The organism is Sulfitobacter sp. G21635-S1 (assembly GCF_027213915.1).
Taxonomy (GTDB): domain Bacteria; phylum Pseudomonadota; class Alphaproteobacteria; order Rhodobacterales; family Rhodobacteraceae; genus Sulfitobacter.
On sequence record NZ_JAPWGV010000019.1, the window covers coordinates 43,349 to 59,553 of the forward strand.

Below are 16,205 nucleotides of genomic sequence, written 5' to 3' on the forward strand. Positions count from 1 at the left end.
CCATGGCGAAAACCATTGTCGTAAAGCAAATCGGTTCGCCGATCCGCCGCCCCGCAAAACAGCGTGCCACGCTGATCGGTCTGGGTCTGAACAAGATGAACCGCACCCGCGAGCTGGAAGACACGCCTTCCGTGCGCGGCATGATCAATTCGATCCCCCATATGGTCGAGATCATCGAAGAAAAAGGGTAACCGGTTTTCCGAAAGAACCGGACCGGGGTTTTCGAAAACCCCGGCACCAGTATCAGACGCCCCGCAGGTTGCTGCGGGGCGTTTTGTATTTCACTACCCGTGAAAGGCCGCCACGGTCTTGAGCGAGGTGAACCCGTAGAGCGCCTCGAATCCCTTTTCGCGGCCATGGCCCGACAGCCCGGTTCCGCCAAAAGGCAGTTCCACCCCGCCGCCGGCACCATAGTTGTTCAGGAACACCTGACCCGCGTGCAAGGCGCGTGCCAGCCGCATCTGCCGTGCGCCATCCCGCGTCCAGACCGAAGCGACAAGCCCGTAGTCGGTGCCATTGGCGATGGCCAGCGCCTCGGCCTCATCCTCGAAGGGGATGATGACCTGCACGGGGCCAAAAATCTCGTCCTGCGCCAGCGGGTGATCCGCCGCGACCCCGGCAAAGAGGGTGGGGGCAACGTAAGCCCCGTTCTCTGGCAGATCGCCAAGGGTGGCCTGCGCCGCAATTTCCAGATCGCTGCCGCGTTCGAGGAAACCCCGCACGATGTCGCGCTGCCGGGTCGAGATCAGCGGCCCCACATCCAGATCGCTCAGGGCAGGACCGACCCGCAGCGCGGCATAGCGTTCGGCCATGGCGCTGACGACCCGGTCATAGACACCGCGCTGCACCAGGATGCGCGAAGAGGCGGAACAGGTCTGGCCCGCGTTCTGGATGCCCGCGTTGACAAGGAAGGGCAGGGCGGCGTCAATATCGGCATCGTCAAAGACCAGCTGCGGCGATTTGCCCCCCAGTTCCAGCGTGACCGGCACCACATTGTCACCTGCCGCCTTCTGGATCAGCTTGCCGACCCCGACAGAGCCGGTGAAGGAGACGTGTTGCACGCCGGGATGCCCGGCCAGCGCCGCGCCTGCCTCGGCCCCCAGCCCCGGCACCACGTTCAGCGCGCCATCGGGCAGGCCCGCCCGGCGCGCCAGCTCGCCAAAGGCCAGTGCGGTCAGGCAGGCTTCTTCCGCCGGTTTCAGCACGGCGGCATTGCCGGTGGCCAGGGCGGCACCGACCGACCGGCCGATGATCTGCATCGGGTAGTTCCAGGGGATGATATGCCCGGTGACCCCATGCGCCTCGCGCAGGGTATAGACGGTATAGCCATCGAGATAGGGGATGGTCGTGCCATGCAGCTTGTCCACGGCACCCGCATAGAACTCCATGTAGCGGGCCAGGGCGTTCACATCCGCAAGGGCCTGTTTCAGGGGTTTGCCCACGTCCAATGCCTCAAGCCGCGCCAGTTCGTCGGCGTTTTCCAGAACCAATGCGCCGATCCGCGACAGGATGCGCCCCCGTTCCAGCGCGGTTGCGCGGCCCCAGGCCCCGGCACGTGCCGCCGTTGCCGCTGCGACGGCCCGGTCAATATCCTCCGCCGTGCCGCGCGCGATCTCGCACAGCGCGCTGCCGTCCGACGGGTTGGTCAGCGGCAAGGTCGCGCCACCTGCGGGGGGCTGCCACTGGCCATTGATCAGGCACAAGGCAGGGTCGATATCGAGCGGGCGTAGCGGCATCGGGAATACTCCGAGAGAAAGAAGGCCGGGTCAGGATACAGCGCCGCCCCGCAGTGTCGAGAGCTGTCAGCGCGGCAGATGATCGGCGAGAAAGTCGAACACCAGCCGGATGCGCGGATTGCTGTGCAATTCCCGGTGCGCCACCAGCCAGGTGGGAAAGATGATTTCCGGAACCAGATCCGGCAGGACCGGCGCAACCCCTGTCGTCCGGGTGCCAAGGGTCTCGGACATCAGGCCCATGCCCAGCCCATGGCGCACCATTTCCCAGCCGACGACGCCGCTTTCGGACCAATGGACAAAATTGGCGGTGTTCAGTGGCAGTTTCAGCGCGGCGATCTGCGGCAGCATCTGCGCCGGTTCGCCATAGCCGATCATGCGCGCCCGGGCGAAATCCGCGATGCTCCGGGGCAGGCCGTATTCTTCGGCATAGCTTTGCGCGGCATAGCAATGGGCGCGGGTCTGGAACAGCAGCTTGGCGGTCAGGTCGTGTTGCGTGGGGCGCACATGGCGGATGGCAATATCGGCCTCGCGACGCCTGAGGTCGCTCAGCGCGTTGGAGGCGACGACCTCTACCGTGATGCCGGGGGCCGTGTGGCGCAGCAGGGCCAGCGTTTCCGGCAACAGAAGCGCGGCGGTCACGTCGCTGGCGCTGATCGACACATGCCCCTCGACCGAGGTCGACCGCCCGGAGGCGGCCAGGGATATCCGCTCGGCGGCAGCGCCCATGCGTTTGAAATGATCCAGCATGTCGCGCCCCGCGTCGGTCAGTTGCAGGGTCTTGCCGACACGGTCGAACAGCAGCACGCCCAGATCCTGTTCCAGCCCCGCGACCTGCCGGCTGAGGGTCGGTTGGGTCAGGCCAAGCGCGCGGGCGGCGGCGGAGAGCGACCCGTGTTCAGCCGTCGCCAGAAAGGCGCGGCCCCGGTTCCAGTCAAAGCTCATCTGGGTGTTATCCATGCAATATCGTATATCGAAACTGCATATTTCCACAATTACCTTTCATATGCGTATGCATTACCCAGTGACAACACAAAGAGTGGCAAGCTGAGGGAGACGAAGATGAAGCCAAGTGCGAAATTCTGGGATGGTGCCGCCAGGAAATACGCCCGCCAGCCCGTCAGGGATGAAGCGGCCTATGCCCAGACGCTGGACCGCATCCGGTCTTACCTTCGCCAGCAGGACAGGGTGCTGGAGGTCGGCTGCGGCACAGGGTCGACTGCGCTGATCCTGGCCCCACAGGTTGATCATTTGCATGCGACGGATCTGTCGCAGGCGATGATCGACATCGCGAAAGGCAAGGCGCAGGCGCAAGAGGTTGGCAATGTGACCTTCAGTACGATGGCGGTCGGGCGCGGTGTCGACGCGGGCGGCCCCTTTGACGTGGTGATGGGGTTGAACCTGTTGCACCTGGTGGAGGACCTGCAGGGCGCGCTGGCGGGACTGGCGGACCAGACCGCCAAGGGCGGGTTGCTGATCGCCAAGACCGTCTGTCTGGGCGAGAAGCCGGGCATCTGGCGCTTGGTCCTGCCGGTGATGCAGCTGATCGGCAAGGCCCCCTTTGTCCGCTTTCTCAGGATCGCCGATCTGGACCGCACCATCGAAGAAGCGGGGTTCGAGATAATCGAGACCGGGAATTACCCCGCCGCACCACCCAGTCATTTCGTCGTGGCCCGCAAGCTGTGACGTGTGGTCCGCGCGGAGGGATGTGCAACCCCGCTTGATCCTGCGCCGGTGCTCGTCTATACGCCCCCGGTGGACGCATGACGCGTCCGCTATAGATTCGTAAACGCCGCGTTTGGCCGCTCCCGTCGCTGGGGGCCAATTCCGGCAAAAGGAGAAGCGACATGAAACTGAATGAACTTTCCGACAATCCGGGCGCATCCAAGAAACGCATGCGCGTTGCCCGTGGCCCCGGCTCTGGCAAGGGCAAGATGGGTGGCCGTGGTATCAAGGGTCAAAAATCCCGTTCCGGTGTGTCGATCAATGGCTACGAAGGCGGCCAGATGCCGCTCTACCAACGTCTGCCCAAGCGTGGCTTCAACAAACCGAACCGCAAGAGCTTTGCCGTTGTGAACCTGGGCTTGATCCAGAAATTCATCGACGCCAAGAAACTGGACGCAGGCAAGGCGATCGACGCCGCTGCGCTGGTTGCATCCGGTCTGGTGCGTCGCGAACTGGACGGCATTCGCGTGCTGGCCAAGGGCGACATCACGTCCAAGGTCGACCTGCAGGTTGCAGGCGCGTCCAAATCTGCCGTTGAAGCGGTGGAAAAAGCGGGCGGCACCCTGACCGTCACAGCACCTGCGGCGGCAGCAGCCGAGTAATCGGACCTTAAGACTTGTGAGCGGGCCGCGACCCGCTTACATGTTCCTTCGAGTTTTCCCAGAACGCCGCCCGCCGGAAAACGGCCGGGGCGGCGTTTGCATAACAATAAAAGAGACCCCTCATGGTATCAGCCGTCGAAAACATGGCCGCCAACACCAGCTGGTCCGCATTGGGCAAGGCGACAGACCTGCGCAACCGGATCCTGTTCACGCTGGGTTTGCTGATCGTCTACCGGTTGGGCACCTTCATTCCGGTGCCGGGGATTGACGGTCAGGCGCTGCGCGATTTCATGGAAAGCGCGGGCCAGGGGATCGGCGGCATGGTGTCCATGTTCACCGGCGGGGCGCTGGGACGGATGGGCATCTTTGCCCTTGGGATCATGCCCTATATCTCGGCCTCGATCATCGTACAGCTGATGACCTCGATGGTGCCCGCGCTTGAGCAGCTCAAGAAAGAGGGCGAACAGGGGCGCAAGAAGATCAACCAATACACGCGTTACGGCACAGTGGCGCTGGCGACCCTGCAGGCCTATGGGCTGGCGGTCAGCCTGGAGGCGGGCGACATTGCCGCCGATCCGGGGCTTTATTTCCGTATCGCCTGCATGATCACGCTGGTCGGCGGCACCATGTTCCTGATGTGGCTGGGTGAACAGATCACCTCGCGCGGGATCGGCAACGGCATTTCGCTGATCATCTTTGTAGGCATCATCGCCGAGGTTCCTGCCGCGATTGCACAGTTCTTTGCCTCTGGCCGGTCCGGCGCGATCAGCCCGGCGGTGATCATCGGTGTGCTGGTCATGGTGGTGCTCACGATCATGTTCGTCGTGTTCATGGAACGTGCGCTGCGCAAGATCCACATCCAGTATCCCCGCCGCCAGGTCGGGATGAAAATGTATGACGGCGGGTCCAGCCACCTGCCGGTCAAGGTGAACCCGGCGGGCGTGATCCCGGCGATCTTTGCCTCTTCACTGCTGCTGCTGCCGGTCACGATCAGCACGTTTTCGGGCAATTCCACCGGTCCGATCATGTCGATCCTGCTGGCGAATTTCGGCCCCGGTCAGCCGCTGTACCTGCTGTTCTTCATCTCGATGATCGTCTTCTTTGCGTATTTCTATACGTTCAACGTCAGCTTCAAACCTGACGAAGTTGCCGAAAACCTGAAAAGCCAGAACGGTTTTGTCCCCGGCATCCGTCCGGGCAAAAAGACAGCGGAATATCTTGAATACGTGGTGAACCGCATCCTGGTTCTGGGTTCTGCCTATCTGGCGCTGGTCTGTGTCCTGCCAGAGGTGCTGCGTGGTCAATTCGCGATCCCCTTCTATTTCGGCGGCACATCGGTGCTGATCGTTGTCTCTGTGACCATGGATACGATCCAGCAGGTTCAGAGCCACCTGCTCGCGCATCAGTACGAAGGTCTACTCGAAAAATCTCAGTTGCGCGGTAAAGGTGCCGGCAAAGGAAAACCACGCAAGAAACGGAGCCCCGTACGCCGATGAACATTATTCTCCTTGGACCGCCGGGCGCCGGCAAAGGCACGCAAGCACGCCATCTGGTTGAAACCCGCAACATGGTTCAGCTTTCCACCGGTGACATGCTGCGCGAGGCCAAGGATTCAGGCACCGAGATGGGCAAGATGGTCGCCGATGTCATGGCGCGTGGCGATCTGGTCACCGATGAGATCGTGATCGGCCTGATCCGCGAAAAGCTGGAAGGCGACAACAAGGGCGGTTTCATCTTTGACGGATTCCCCCGGACGCTGGCGCAGGCAGATGCGCTGTCGCTCCTGATGGAAGAGGTGGGCCAAACCATCGAACATGCGGTGGAACTGCAGGTCGATGATGATGTTCTGGTAGACCGCATCGTCGGCCGCGCCGAAGAGGCCCGCAAGGCAGGCCAGCCGGTGCGCGCGGATGACAATGCCGAAAGCCTGAAGGTGCGCCTGATGGCCTATTACAAACAGACCTCGCCGCTGATCGGCTATTACCACGCCAAGGGACTGCTGCGCGGTGTGGATGGCCTGGGTGCCATCGAGGATGTTCAGCGCAGCATTTCCGCGACTCTGGATTCCTGACGGGACTGTCTCCCGCATCTGATCCATGGACCGGCGCGCGGGATTATTCCGTCTGCGCGCCATGCCACCATCTGTTTCGCCATCAATTTGCCATGAATTTGACTGATCGTTGAATCGGATCCACGAAGAATCGTGGGCCGAACAGGGGCGTCAGACCCCTTCAAGGTGCGGGCAGAATGTCAGGCGAGCAGTTCCTCCTTTCCGGCAACCAGATTGCGAAGTTCTCGACCGCGCATGTCACCTTTCCCGGTGGCACCTCGACCATCAGGCTGAATGGCATCAAGACGCTGGGCGACGAGACCTCCCGCTTCTTCCTGATCCGCACTCAGGGGGAGGGTGAAACCATTGGCAATGGCCAGTTCTTTGCGATCCACGCCGCCGTTCCGAACGCTTCCGGCACGCTCGTGCCGTCGGCCACACCGCTTATCTCTGCCAATTTCTCGACGCCGGATGCCTATAACAATACAGGTGCCGGGGACGACTACATCATCTTCGGCCTTTTCGGCGGCCCCAGGTTCGTCATCGACCTTGGCGGCTTTGCCGATGCCGGGACCGCCACATTCGTGCAGGGGCGCGATGTGCTGCCGGGCGGCAACGGGGAACTGGAGCTATCGGATATCGCATCCGCCAACCCGGACGAGATTGTCTGTTTCTGCCGTGGCACGCCGATCCGCACGCCGGACGGGGAAGTGGCGGTAGAGAACCTGCGTCCGGGCGACATGGTGACAACCCTGGACAATGGCGCCCAGGCGATTCGCTGGATCGCGAGCACGCGCGTCGCCCTGACCCCCGAAAACGCGGCACTTGCCCCCATCCGCTTGCGTGCCGGCGCGCTGGGGAAGGGCCTGCCGCTCTGCGAAATCATGGTGTCGCCCGCCCATCGCTTCCTGTTCTCCGGATCCCGGTGCGAATTGCTGCTGGCAACAGATCAGGCGCTGGTGGCCGCCCGCCATCTTGTCGATGGCTCAGCGATCCAGGAGGTGCGCGACCTGGCGGAGGTCGAATACTGGCATTTCATGTGTGACCGGCACGAAATCGTCTTTGCGGCGGGCAGCGAAACGGAAAGCTTCAATCCAGGCGACCGGGCAGTCGGCGCGGTGGACGAACCCACCCGGAGCGAGCTGTTCCGCCTGTTTCCCGAATTGCGCAGCAGTATCTTGCGTGGCATGTGGAAGACCGTTCGGCCCACTGTGCGGGCCTATGAGGCGCGTTTGCTTTGCGCCGTGATCTGACCTGGCGGGAAACCCCGATCGGGTTCGCGAAACCCCGCCGTGTCCGGCAAAACCGCTTGAATGTGGCGGAAGCGGGCCCATCGGGCAGTTCGTGCCTTGACCCTTGTCCGGATTGCCCGTAACCAGCCGTATCTTGACGACGAATCAATTTGCGGCAAGGGGGGTTCTCCGTTCCGCAAGATCACCTGATCAGCCAGGCCCGACGCGCCCAAATCGCATCGGGCTTATGTTGTGAAAAAAGGGTCCGGGATGACGGACCCGCAACGAAAAGGAATATGACACGTGGCACGTATTGCCGGCGTTAACATCCCGACTGCAAAGCGGGTTCCCATCGCCCTCACATATATCACCGGTATCGGCAACTCTTCGGCACGCGCGATCTGCGAAGCCGTTGGCATCGACCTGTCCCGCCGGGTCAACGAACTCAGCGATGCTGAAGTCCTGAAAGTGCGCGAGCACATCGACGAAAACTACACCGTCGAAGGTGACCTGCGTCGCGACACGCAGATGAACATCAAGCGCCTGATGGACCTTGGTTGCTACCGTGGCCTGCGCCACCGCCGCAACCTGCCGGTTCGCGGTCAGCGCACCCATACCAACGCACGCACACGCAAGGGCCCCGCAAAGGCCATTGCCGGCAAGAAGAAATAAGGGAGGGCTGAGAACATGGCACGCGATGCAAAACGCACCAAACGCAAGGTCTCCAAGAACATCGCCGCAGGTGTGGCGCATGTGAATTCGAGCTTCAACAACACCAAGATCCTGATTTCCGACGTTCAGGGCAATGCGATCAGCTGGTCCTCTGCCGGAACATGCGGTTTCAAAGGCTCGCGGAAATCCACACCCTATGCGGCCCAGATGGCTGCAGAGGATGCGGGCCGCAAGGCGCAGGAACATGGCGTGAAGACTCTGGAAGTCGAAGTTCAGGGGCCGGGTTCCGGCCGTGAGAGCGCCCTGCGCGCCCTGGCGGCTGCCGGTTTCAACATCACCTCGATCCGTGATGTGACACCGATGGCCCACAACGGCTGCCGTCCGCCCAAGCGCCGCCGCGTCTAAGCGCGACTTTATTGACGGGGCCGCGTGTTTTCACGCGGCCCCATACCGCTTTTTTGAAACCTCGAGCGTATCCGCCGACCGGACATGCGGCAGATACTAGGATGGAGGGACACATGATCCATAAGAACTGGGCCGAACTGATCAAGCCACAGCAGCTTGACGTAAAGCCGGGCAACGACCCCGCGCGTCAGGCCACCGTGGTTGCCGAACCGCTGGAGCGCGGTTTCGGTCTGACCATGGGCAACGCGCTGCGCCGCGTTCTGATGTCCTCGCTTCAGGGTGCCGCGATCTCCTCCGTGCAGATCGACAACGTGCTGCATGAATTCTCTTCGGTTGCCGGTGTCCGCGAAGATGTCACCGACATCGTCCTGAACCTCAAGGGTGTCTCGATCCGCATGGAAGTCGAAGGGCCCAAGCGCCTGTCGATCTCCGCCAAGGGTCCGGGGGTTGTCACCGCAGGCGACATCAGCGAATCCGCCGGTATCGAGATCCTGAACCGCGATCACGTCATCTGTCACCTCGACGATGGTGCGGACGTCTACATGGAACTGACCGTCAACACCGGCAAGGGTTATGTCAGCGCTGACAAGAACAAGCCGGAAGATGCGCCCATCGGCCTGATCCCGATCGACGCGATCTATTCGCCGGTCAAGAAGGTCTCCTATGACGTGCAGCCCACCCGCGAGGGCCAGGTGCTGGACTATGACAAGCTGACCATGAAGGTGGAAACCGACGGGTCGATCACGCCGGATGACGCCGTGGCATTCGCCGCACGCATCCTGCAGGACCAGCTGGGCATTTTCGTCAACTTCGACGAGCCGGAATCGGCCTCCCGTCAGGACGACGACGACGGTCTGGAATTCAACCCGTTGCTGCTCAAGAAAGTCGACGAGCTGGAGCTTTCGGTGCGTTCGGCAAACTGCCTGAAGAACGACAACATCGTCTACATCGGCGATCTGATCCAGAAGACCGAAGCAGAAATGCTGCGCACCCCGAACTTTGGCCGCAAATCCCTGAACGAGATCAAGGAAGTGCTGTCGGGCATGGGTCTGCACCTTGGCATGGACGTCGAGGACTGGCCGCCAGACAACATCGAAGACCTGGCCAAGAAGTTCGAAGACAACTTTTAAGAACCCGTAGGGTGCGCATTTATTGCGCACCTTGCACCCCGGGCATCCTGCCCTTTCATTGCCCGCCCGAGGGCGGACAACGACCGGGTTACGCGCCTCCCTTCGGGTGACGCTGACCCCAAGGAGAGTTGGCGCTACGCACGCCAGCCAGACAAAGCAAAATCGCCCGTAGAGGGCACATTAGGAGAAGAAATATGCGTCACGCACGTGGATACCGCCGCCTCAACCGCACACATGAGCACCGCAAGGCGCTCTGGGCAAACATGGCAGGCTCGCTCATTGAGCATGAACAGATCAAGACAACGCTGCCCAAGGCCAAGGAACTGCGCCCGATCATCGAAAAGATGATCACGCTGGCCAAGCGCGGCGATTTGCACGCCCGCCGTCAGGCGGCCGCGAAGCTCAAGCAGGACGCCTATGTGGCGAAACTGTTCGACGTTCTCGGCCCGCGCTACAAGGACCGCCAGGGCGGTTACGTGCGCGTACTCAAGGCGGGTTTCCGCTATGGCGACATGGCGCCGATGGCGATCATCGAATTCGTCGACCGCGACCGCGATGCCAAGGGTGCAGGCGACAAGGCCCGCCTGTCAGCGGAAGAAGCCGCGGAATAAGAATTTGCGCATTTTGCGCGTTGAAAGCCCTGCCTTCTGGCGGGGCTTTTTTTGCTGCCGTGGTGCAGGGATATTTATTGCCAAAAAGAGCAGGGGAGTTGCGCATTCCGCCCTCGCCGCGCATATCTGGGGCATGAGATATCTGTTGATGATCCTTGCCCTCGTGGCGGCGCCCGCGCTGGCCCAGCAGGTGCCGCAATCCGCCGCCCAGATGCAGCTCAGCTTCGTGCCCCTGGTCAAACAGGCGACACCTGCGGTGGTCAATATCTATGCCAAGATCATGGCCGCCCCACGCCGCACACCGCTGCAAAGCGACCCGTTTTTCGAGCGTTTCTTCAGCGATCCGTTTTCCGAACGGCCCCGGGTACAGAACTCGCTTGGTTCGGGTGTGATCCTCTCTGCCGACGGGATTGTCGTGTCGAATTATCATGTGGTCGGCATGGCAACGGAAATTCGCGTCGTGCTCAACGACCGTCGGGAGTATTCGGCGGAGGTCCTGCTGGGAGATCCGGAGGCCGATCTGGCCATATTGAAGATCAATGCGGAGGCGCCGCTGCCCTATCTTGAACTGCGCGACAGCGAGACGGTGGAAGTGGGCGAATTGGCATTGGCCATCGGCAATCCCTTCGGTGTGGGCCAGACCGTGAGCAGCGGCATCGTTTCGGGGCTTGCGCGCTCCGGTGCGGGGGGCGGCAATTCGGGGCTGGGGTATTTCATCCAGACCGATGCGCCGATCAACCCGGGCAACTCCGGCGGGGCGCTGATTGACATGGCCGGGCAGCTGATCGGCATCAACACGTCGATCCTGACCCGGTCGGGCGGGTCCAATGGCATCGGTTTTGCCATCCCTGCCGACCTGGTCAAGGCCTTTGTCACGCAGGCCCGCGCGGGTGAGGTGGCCTTTGCCCGGCCCTGGGCCGGGATCAGCGGCCAGCCGGTGGACAGCGACATGGCGGGACCCCTGGGGCTGGACCGGGCCGGGGGGATCATCATCTCGGGCCTGCATGCGGCCAGCCCCTTTCTGGAGGCCGGTTTGCAGGTGGGGGATGTGATCACCCATGTGGGCGGCGCGCCGGTGCATACGCCCAATGAGATGATCTACCGGATGAGCGTTGCGGGCCTTGGCAGCCAGGCTCCGGTGCGCTTCCTGCGGGGCGGGGAGGAGAAAGAGGCCGATGTCTCGCTCATCGCCGCACCGGATGTGCCCGCGCGGGACGAGGAGGTGCTGCCTGCCCGCAGCATCCTGCCGGACATGCGGATCGCACGGGTGAACCCGGCGGTGATATCAGAGCTGAACCTGCCGCTGGAGGCAACGGGCGTTGTTGTCATGGACGCGGGCCGGTTCGGCCCCCGGGTCGGGCTGCGCAACGGCGATATCATCCTGTCGGTCAATGGCGTGGAGATCGAACACCCCAGGGACCTGCAGGCCCTGTTCGGTGGCCAGGTGCGGCAGTTTGAACTGCTGATCCAGCGTGGCGACCGTCGCAGCCTTCTGCGGTTTCGGGTCTGAGCGGTGGCAGATCTCTTCGATACCGGGGATGCAGAGGAAGGCGGCGGGCATCGCCCGCTGGCCGACCGGCTGCGGCCGCGCGCCATTTCCGAAGTCATCGGCCAGCGCAAGATCCTGGGGCCGGATGCGCCGCTGACGGTGATGCTGGGGTCGGGGGCGCTGTCCTCGCTGATTTTCTGGGGGCCGCCGGGGGTGGGCAAGACCACCATCGCGCGTCTGCTGGCGGATGAGACGGAGCTGCATTTTGTGCAGATCAGCGCCATTTTCAGCGGCGTGCCGGAGCTGCGCAAGGTCTTTGACGCGGCCAAGCTGCGGCGGCGGCAGGGGCAGGGGACCTTGCTGTTTGTCGACGAGATCCATCGTTTCAACAAGGCGCAGCAGGACGGGTTCCTGCCGCATATGGAGGATGGCACGATCCTGTTGGTGGGGGCGACCACCGAGAACCCCAGTTTCGAGCTGAACGCGGCGGTGCTGTCCCGCGCGCAGGTGCTGGTGCTGGAGCGGCTGACGGTTGACGATCTGGAGCTGATGGCCCGGCGGGCCGAGCAGGAGCTGGGGGTGGATCTGCCCCTGCAGCCAGATGCCCGCATGGCGCTTCTGGAGATGGCGGATGGCGACGGGCGGGCGCTGCTGAACCTGATCGAGCAGCTGGTGGCCTGGAAGGTCGAGGGCAAGCTGGACAAGGCATCGCTGGCGGCGCGGCTGATGCGGCGGGCGGCGCAATACGACAAGAGCGGTGATTCCCATTACAACCTGATCTCGGCGCTGCATAAATCGGTGCGCGGGTCGGACCCGGATGCGGCGCTCTATTGGTTTGCGCGGATGCTGGAAGGCGGCGAGGACCCGCGTTACCTCGCGCGGCGGATCACCCGCATGGCTGTGGAGGACATCGGGCTGGCCGATCCCCAGGCGCAGGCGGTCTGCCTGCAATCCTGGGAGACGTTCGAGCGTCTTGGCAGCCCGGAGGGCGAGTTGGCGCTGGCGCAGGCGGTGACCTATCTGGCGCTCGCGCCCAAGTCGAATGCGGCCTATGTGGCCTACAAGGGCGCACGGCGTGCGGCGAAGGAAACCGGATCGGCCCCGCCGCCCAAACATATCCTGAACGCGCCCACGAAGATGATGAAGGAACAGGGCTATGGCGATGGCTATGCCTATGACCATGATGCCGAAGACGGGTTTTCAGGGCAGGATTACTTTCCCGAAGGGGTGGCGCGACAGGCGCTTTATGCCCCGGTTGAGCGGGGCTTCGAGCGGGAGTTGAAAAAGCGGCTGGAGTATTTCGCGAAGCTGAGGAGCAAGCGGGGTGGCGCGGAGTAACCCGATGCCGATGCCGTGGCAGCAGGGAAGACATGTCATGCAAGACCTGTCTTATTTGACATGTCATACATGACATGTCGTCATTTTCGGAAAATCACGGGGTGCCGGTGCTTCCGGGTGCGGTGTGATCGCGACACAGACTGGCGTTGGCTGACACGGGCTGGCAAAGACCGGCGCGGATTGTCAGGAAAAGGGGTCTCAATTGCCTGCAAATGCCGGGCAGGGGCGTGAATTCTTGACAATCGCGCCGCAAACCGTGACAGACGCCGCATGATTTCAACCTTGTCTCTTGTTGCGCTCGGCGGTGCCATCGGTGCCGCGCTGCGGTTCCTGTCCGGTGTCGCGATGCTGCGGCTGACCGGCCCGCAGGACTTTCCGCTCGCCATCATAACGGTGAACGTCGTCGGGTCCTTCCTGATGGGGGCCTTCGTGGTGTTTGCCGCGCACAAGGGGTTGACCCATTACAGCCCCTTCGTGATGACCGGGCTTCTGGGGGGATTTACCACCTTTTCCGCCTTTTCGCTGGAAACGGTCACCCTGATCGAACGCCAGGCCTATGGGCAGGCCGGGCTTTATGTATGCGCCTCCGTCGGATTGTCCGTGGCGGCATTGATGCTGGGGCTCTGGGCCTCGCGGGGGATCCTGGGATGAGCAAGGTACAGACATTGACCGTGCAGGAAGGCGACGGCGATCAGCGCCTGGATCGCTGGTTCAAACGGCAGTTTCCGCAGATATCTCAGGGCCGCATCGACAAGATGTGCCGCAAGGGGGAGATCCGTGTCGATGGCGGCCGCGTCAAGGGGGCGACGCGCCTTGAGGTCGGCCAGCAGGTGCGCATCCCGCCCTTGCCGGACAGCGACGCCCCGCCGCCACCCAAGCGGACCCGCGTGACGGATGCGGATGCCAAGTTCATCCGCTCCTGCGTGATCTACCGCGATGATCATGTGATTGCGCTGAACAAACCGCCGGGCCTGCCGGTGCAGGGCGGCTCTGGCCAGTCTGACAGGCATGTGGATGCGCTGGCCGAGGCGCTGATGTTCGATCTGGATGAAAAGCCGCGTCTGGTGCATCGGCTGGACAAGGACACATCGGGCGTTCTGATCATGGCGCGCACCCGGTCGGTGGCACAGGCGCTGACGGCGAATTTCCGGCACCGCGAGACGCGCAAGATCTATTGGGCCGCCATCGCGGGTGTGCCGCATCCCAAGAACGGACAGATCAAGTTCGGGCTGGTCAAGGCTGGCGGGCACGGGGCGCGCGGTGAAGGCGAAAAGATGATCGCGGTGCATCCCGCCGACATCGACAGCACCGAAGGGGCCAAGCGGGCCACCACCGATTACGCGGTTCTGGCGCAGGCGGGCAGCCGCACCTGCTGGGCCGCGCTGATCCCGGTGACGGGCCGCACCCATCAGCTGCGGGCACATATGGCCGAGATCGGGCATCCCATCGTGGGCGACGGCAAATACGGCGGCTCGGGCCAGGACAACCCCGGCGACGGCTGGGGCGCGCAACTGGGGGGCGATATCTCCAAGAAGCTGCACCTGCATGCGCGCAGCCTGACGGTGGAGCATCCGGTGACCAAAGCGGTCCTGAAACTGGTGGCCCCCTTGCCCGATCATATGGCCCGCACCTGGGAGACGTTCCAATGGTCCCCCGCCGATGTGCCGGACGATCCGTTCGAGGAAGGCTGGGGATGAGCGACACGCCCCTCAGCCTGGTGATTTTCGACGTGGACGGCACATTGGTCGACAGTCAGGGCGATATCCTGGCGGCCATGGCGGCGGCATTCGGGGCTGTAGGCCAGCCCTTGCCGCAACGGGCAGAGCTTCTGGGGATCGTCGGGCTTTCGCTGGATGTGGCGATGGCCCGGCTTGTACCGGCATTGGAAGCCGTTGATCATGAGCGCATGGTCGGGGCCTACAAGGCCGCCTATATGGACTTGCGGGCGACAGCAGGCGTGGCGCAGTCTTCGCCGCTTTATCCCGGTGCTCTGGCGGCCCTGCAATTGCTGCAGGACAGGGATGATGTGCTGCTGGGCATTGCCACCGGAAAATCCAAGCGGGGGCTGGACAAGCTGATCGAGGGGCACGGGCTGGAGGGCATGTTCCAGACCCTGCAATGCGCCGATTTCCACCCCTCCAAACCGCATCCTTCCATGCTGCTGGCCGCCCTGTCCGAGACGGGGATCGCCGCGGAGCGGGCGGTAATGGTGGGCGATACGAGTTTTGACATGGACATGGCCCATGCCGCAGGGATTGCGGGGGTCGGCGTTGGCTGGGGTTACCATGACCGCCAGCGCCTGACCCGCGCGGGTCAGGTGATCGACAGTTTCGATGCCCTGCCCGCTGCGCTGGACCTGATCTGGGGGGGAGCCGCGTGAGCGACTGGAAAGCCAAGAGATTCTGGAAACAGGCGGCAGTTGTACCCGCCGCAAGCGGATTTGCGGTTGAGCTGGACGGCAGGCCGGTCAAGACACCGGCGAAGCAGCCGCTGTTCCTGCCCACCGAAGAGATGGCCAGGGCCGTCGCCGCCGAATGGGACGCGCAGGAGGGGGTGATCAACCCGAACCTGATGCCGGTCACCAAGACCGTGAATTCGGCGATCGACAAGGTTGCGGCGCAGCACGCCGAAGTGGCGGACATGCTGGCCGACTACGGCGATGCCGACCTTCTGTGCTACCGTGCCGAAGCGCCGGAGGAACTGGTGGCGCGGCAGGCGGCACATTGGGACCCGATGCTGGATTGGGCTGCCGAAGTGCTGGGTGCGCGGCTGGAGCCCCGCACCGGCATCATGCACAAGCCGCAGGACCCCGCCGCCCTGGACACCCTGCGCGCCCGCACCCATGCCTTGAACAATTTCGAACTGGCCGCCTTTCACGATCTGGTCAGCCTTTCTGGGTCCCTTGTTCTGGGCTTTGCCGCAACCCTCGGCGCGCGTGATACAGAGGTCCTGTGGGACATTTCACGGCTGGACGAGGCATGGCAGGCAGAACAATGGGGCCGCGACGATGCCGCCGAGGCGTTGGCGGAAGTCAAGAAAGCGGCCTTTTTGCATGCCAGCCGGATGTTTGCCCTGAGTCAGGCCGATTAGCGTCAATGCAGAGCGTTCTGAGACCGCATTCGTGTCAATCGGTCGAAAACCCGGGGGCTAACCCTTGACCTTTTTGCGGGAATCCGAGCACATTAGCCTACACTGAGCATGGGAACTCCTGCACAGTA

18 protein-coding genes are annotated in these 16,205 nt (G+C 62.9%); 16 read left to right on the forward strand and 2 right to left on the reverse strand.

The features are described 5' to 3' along the window. Window positions 1-2: 2 nt before the first annotated feature. On the forward strand, window positions 3-191 hold the full coding sequence (gene rpmD / locus O4H53_RS17550; protein ID WP_114273606.1) for a 50S ribosomal protein L30: 189 nt from the start codon (window positions 3-5) through the stop codon (window positions 189-191). Between the two features lie 93 nt (window positions 192-284). On the opposite strand, the gene O4H53_RS17555 is transcribed toward rpmD, so the two are convergent. Further along, a complete protein-coding gene (locus O4H53_RS17555; protein WP_269365850.1) occupies window positions 285-1,736 on the reverse strand; it encodes an aldehyde dehydrogenase family protein in 1,452 nt (483 codons plus the stop codon). A gap of 66 nt (window positions 1,737-1,802) precedes the next feature. Continuing rightward, window positions 1,803-2,693: a LysR family transcriptional regulator gene (locus tag O4H53_RS17560; protein ID WP_269365852.1), complete on the reverse strand. Its 891-nt coding sequence runs from the start codon at window positions 2,691-2,693 to the stop codon at window positions 1,803-1,805. 102 nt (window positions 2,694-2,795) lie between these two features. Here O4H53_RS17560 and O4H53_RS17565 point away from each other — a divergent pair, with 102 nt between their 5' ends. The 15 genes from O4H53_RS17565 (at window position 2,796) to O4H53_RS17635 (ending at window position 16,077) form a co-directional block, all read left to right on the forward strand. After that, a complete protein-coding gene (locus O4H53_RS17565; RefSeq protein WP_269365853.1) occupies window positions 2,796-3,419 on the forward strand; it encodes a class I SAM-dependent methyltransferase in 624 nt (207 codons plus the stop codon). A 161-nt stretch (window positions 3,420-3,580) separates the two neighbouring features. Next, window positions 3,581-4,060 carry a 50S ribosomal protein L15 gene (rplO, locus tag O4H53_RS17570; protein ID WP_269365855.1) on the forward strand — a complete coding sequence of 160 codons (480 nt, stop codon included), beginning with the start codon at window positions 3,581-3,583 and terminating at the stop codon, window positions 4,058-4,060. Window positions 4,061-4,182: 122 nt separating this feature from the next. Then, window positions 4,183-5,556: a preprotein translocase subunit SecY gene (gene secY, locus O4H53_RS17575; RefSeq protein WP_269365857.1), complete on the forward strand. Its 1,374-nt coding sequence runs from the start codon at window positions 4,183-4,185 to the stop codon at window positions 5,554-5,556. Continuing rightward, the gene (locus tag O4H53_RS17580; protein ID WP_269365858.1) at window positions 5,553-6,131 is read left to right on the forward strand and encodes an adenylate kinase; all 579 of its coding nucleotides are present in this window, start codon (window positions 5,553-5,555) and stop codon (window positions 6,129-6,131) included. Before secY ends, O4H53_RS17580 begins: the two co-directional genes overlap by 4 nt. Window positions 6,132-6,307: 176 nt before the next feature. Then, window positions 6,308-7,363: a Hint domain-containing protein gene (locus O4H53_RS17585; RefSeq protein WP_269365860.1), complete on the forward strand. Its 1,056-nt coding sequence runs from the start codon at window positions 6,308-6,310 to the stop codon at window positions 7,361-7,363. A gap of 282 nt (window positions 7,364-7,645) precedes the next feature. Next, window positions 7,646-8,014 (forward strand): 30S ribosomal protein S13, encoded by a 369-nt coding sequence (gene rpsM / locus O4H53_RS17590; RefSeq protein ID WP_067296723.1) that lies wholly within the window; start codon window positions 7,646-7,648, stop codon window positions 8,012-8,014. Between the two features lie 15 nt (window positions 8,015-8,029). Further along, a complete protein-coding gene (rpsK, locus tag O4H53_RS17595; protein WP_067296725.1) occupies window positions 8,030-8,419 on the forward strand; it encodes a 30S ribosomal protein S11 in 390 nt (129 codons plus the stop codon). Between the two features lie 113 nt (window positions 8,420-8,532). Further along, window positions 8,533-9,549 carry a DNA-directed RNA polymerase subunit alpha gene (locus O4H53_RS17600; RefSeq protein ID WP_067296727.1) on the forward strand — a complete coding sequence of 339 codons (1,017 nt, stop codon included), beginning with the start codon at window positions 8,533-8,535 and terminating at the stop codon, window positions 9,547-9,549. Between the two features lie 194 nt (window positions 9,550-9,743). Then, window positions 9,744-10,160 carry a 50S ribosomal protein L17 gene (gene rplQ / locus O4H53_RS17605; protein WP_269365864.1) on the forward strand — a complete coding sequence of 139 codons (417 nt, stop codon included), beginning with the start codon at window positions 9,744-9,746 and terminating at the stop codon, window positions 10,158-10,160. Between the two features lie 133 nt (window positions 10,161-10,293). Beyond that, window positions 10,294-11,670, forward strand: coding sequence for a trypsin-like peptidase domain-containing protein (locus O4H53_RS17610; RefSeq protein ID WP_269365865.1), 1,377 nt, complete (start codon window positions 10,294-10,296; stop codon window positions 11,668-11,670). A 3-nt stretch (window positions 11,671-11,673) separates the two neighbouring features. Continuing rightward, window positions 11,674-12,987: a replication-associated recombination protein A gene (locus O4H53_RS17615; RefSeq protein ID WP_269365866.1), complete on the forward strand. Its 1,314-nt coding sequence runs from the start codon at window positions 11,674-11,676 to the stop codon at window positions 12,985-12,987. Between the two features lie 270 nt (window positions 12,988-13,257). Further along, complete coding sequence (gene crcB / locus O4H53_RS17620) at window positions 13,258-13,638, forward strand: fluoride efflux transporter CrcB (RefSeq protein ID WP_114273595.1); 381 nt, start codon at window positions 13,258-13,260, stop codon at window positions 13,636-13,638. Continuing rightward, window positions 13,635-14,684 carry an RluA family pseudouridine synthase gene (locus O4H53_RS17625; protein ID WP_114273594.1) on the forward strand — a complete coding sequence of 350 codons (1,050 nt, stop codon included), beginning with the start codon at window positions 13,635-13,637 and terminating at the stop codon, window positions 14,682-14,684. The genes crcB and O4H53_RS17625 overlap by 4 nt, the downstream gene beginning before the upstream one ends. Further along, window positions 14,681-15,367: an HAD-IA family hydrolase gene (locus O4H53_RS17630; protein ID WP_269365868.1), complete on the forward strand. Its 687-nt coding sequence runs from the start codon at window positions 14,681-14,683 to the stop codon at window positions 15,365-15,367. Before O4H53_RS17625 ends, O4H53_RS17630 begins: the two co-directional genes overlap by 4 nt. Further along, a complete protein-coding gene (locus O4H53_RS17635) occupies window positions 15,364-16,077 on the forward strand; it encodes an ATP12 family chaperone protein (RefSeq protein ID WP_269365870.1) in 714 nt (237 codons plus the stop codon). Before O4H53_RS17630 ends, O4H53_RS17635 begins: the two co-directional genes overlap by 4 nt. Window positions 16,078-16,205 lie beyond the last annotated feature (128 nt).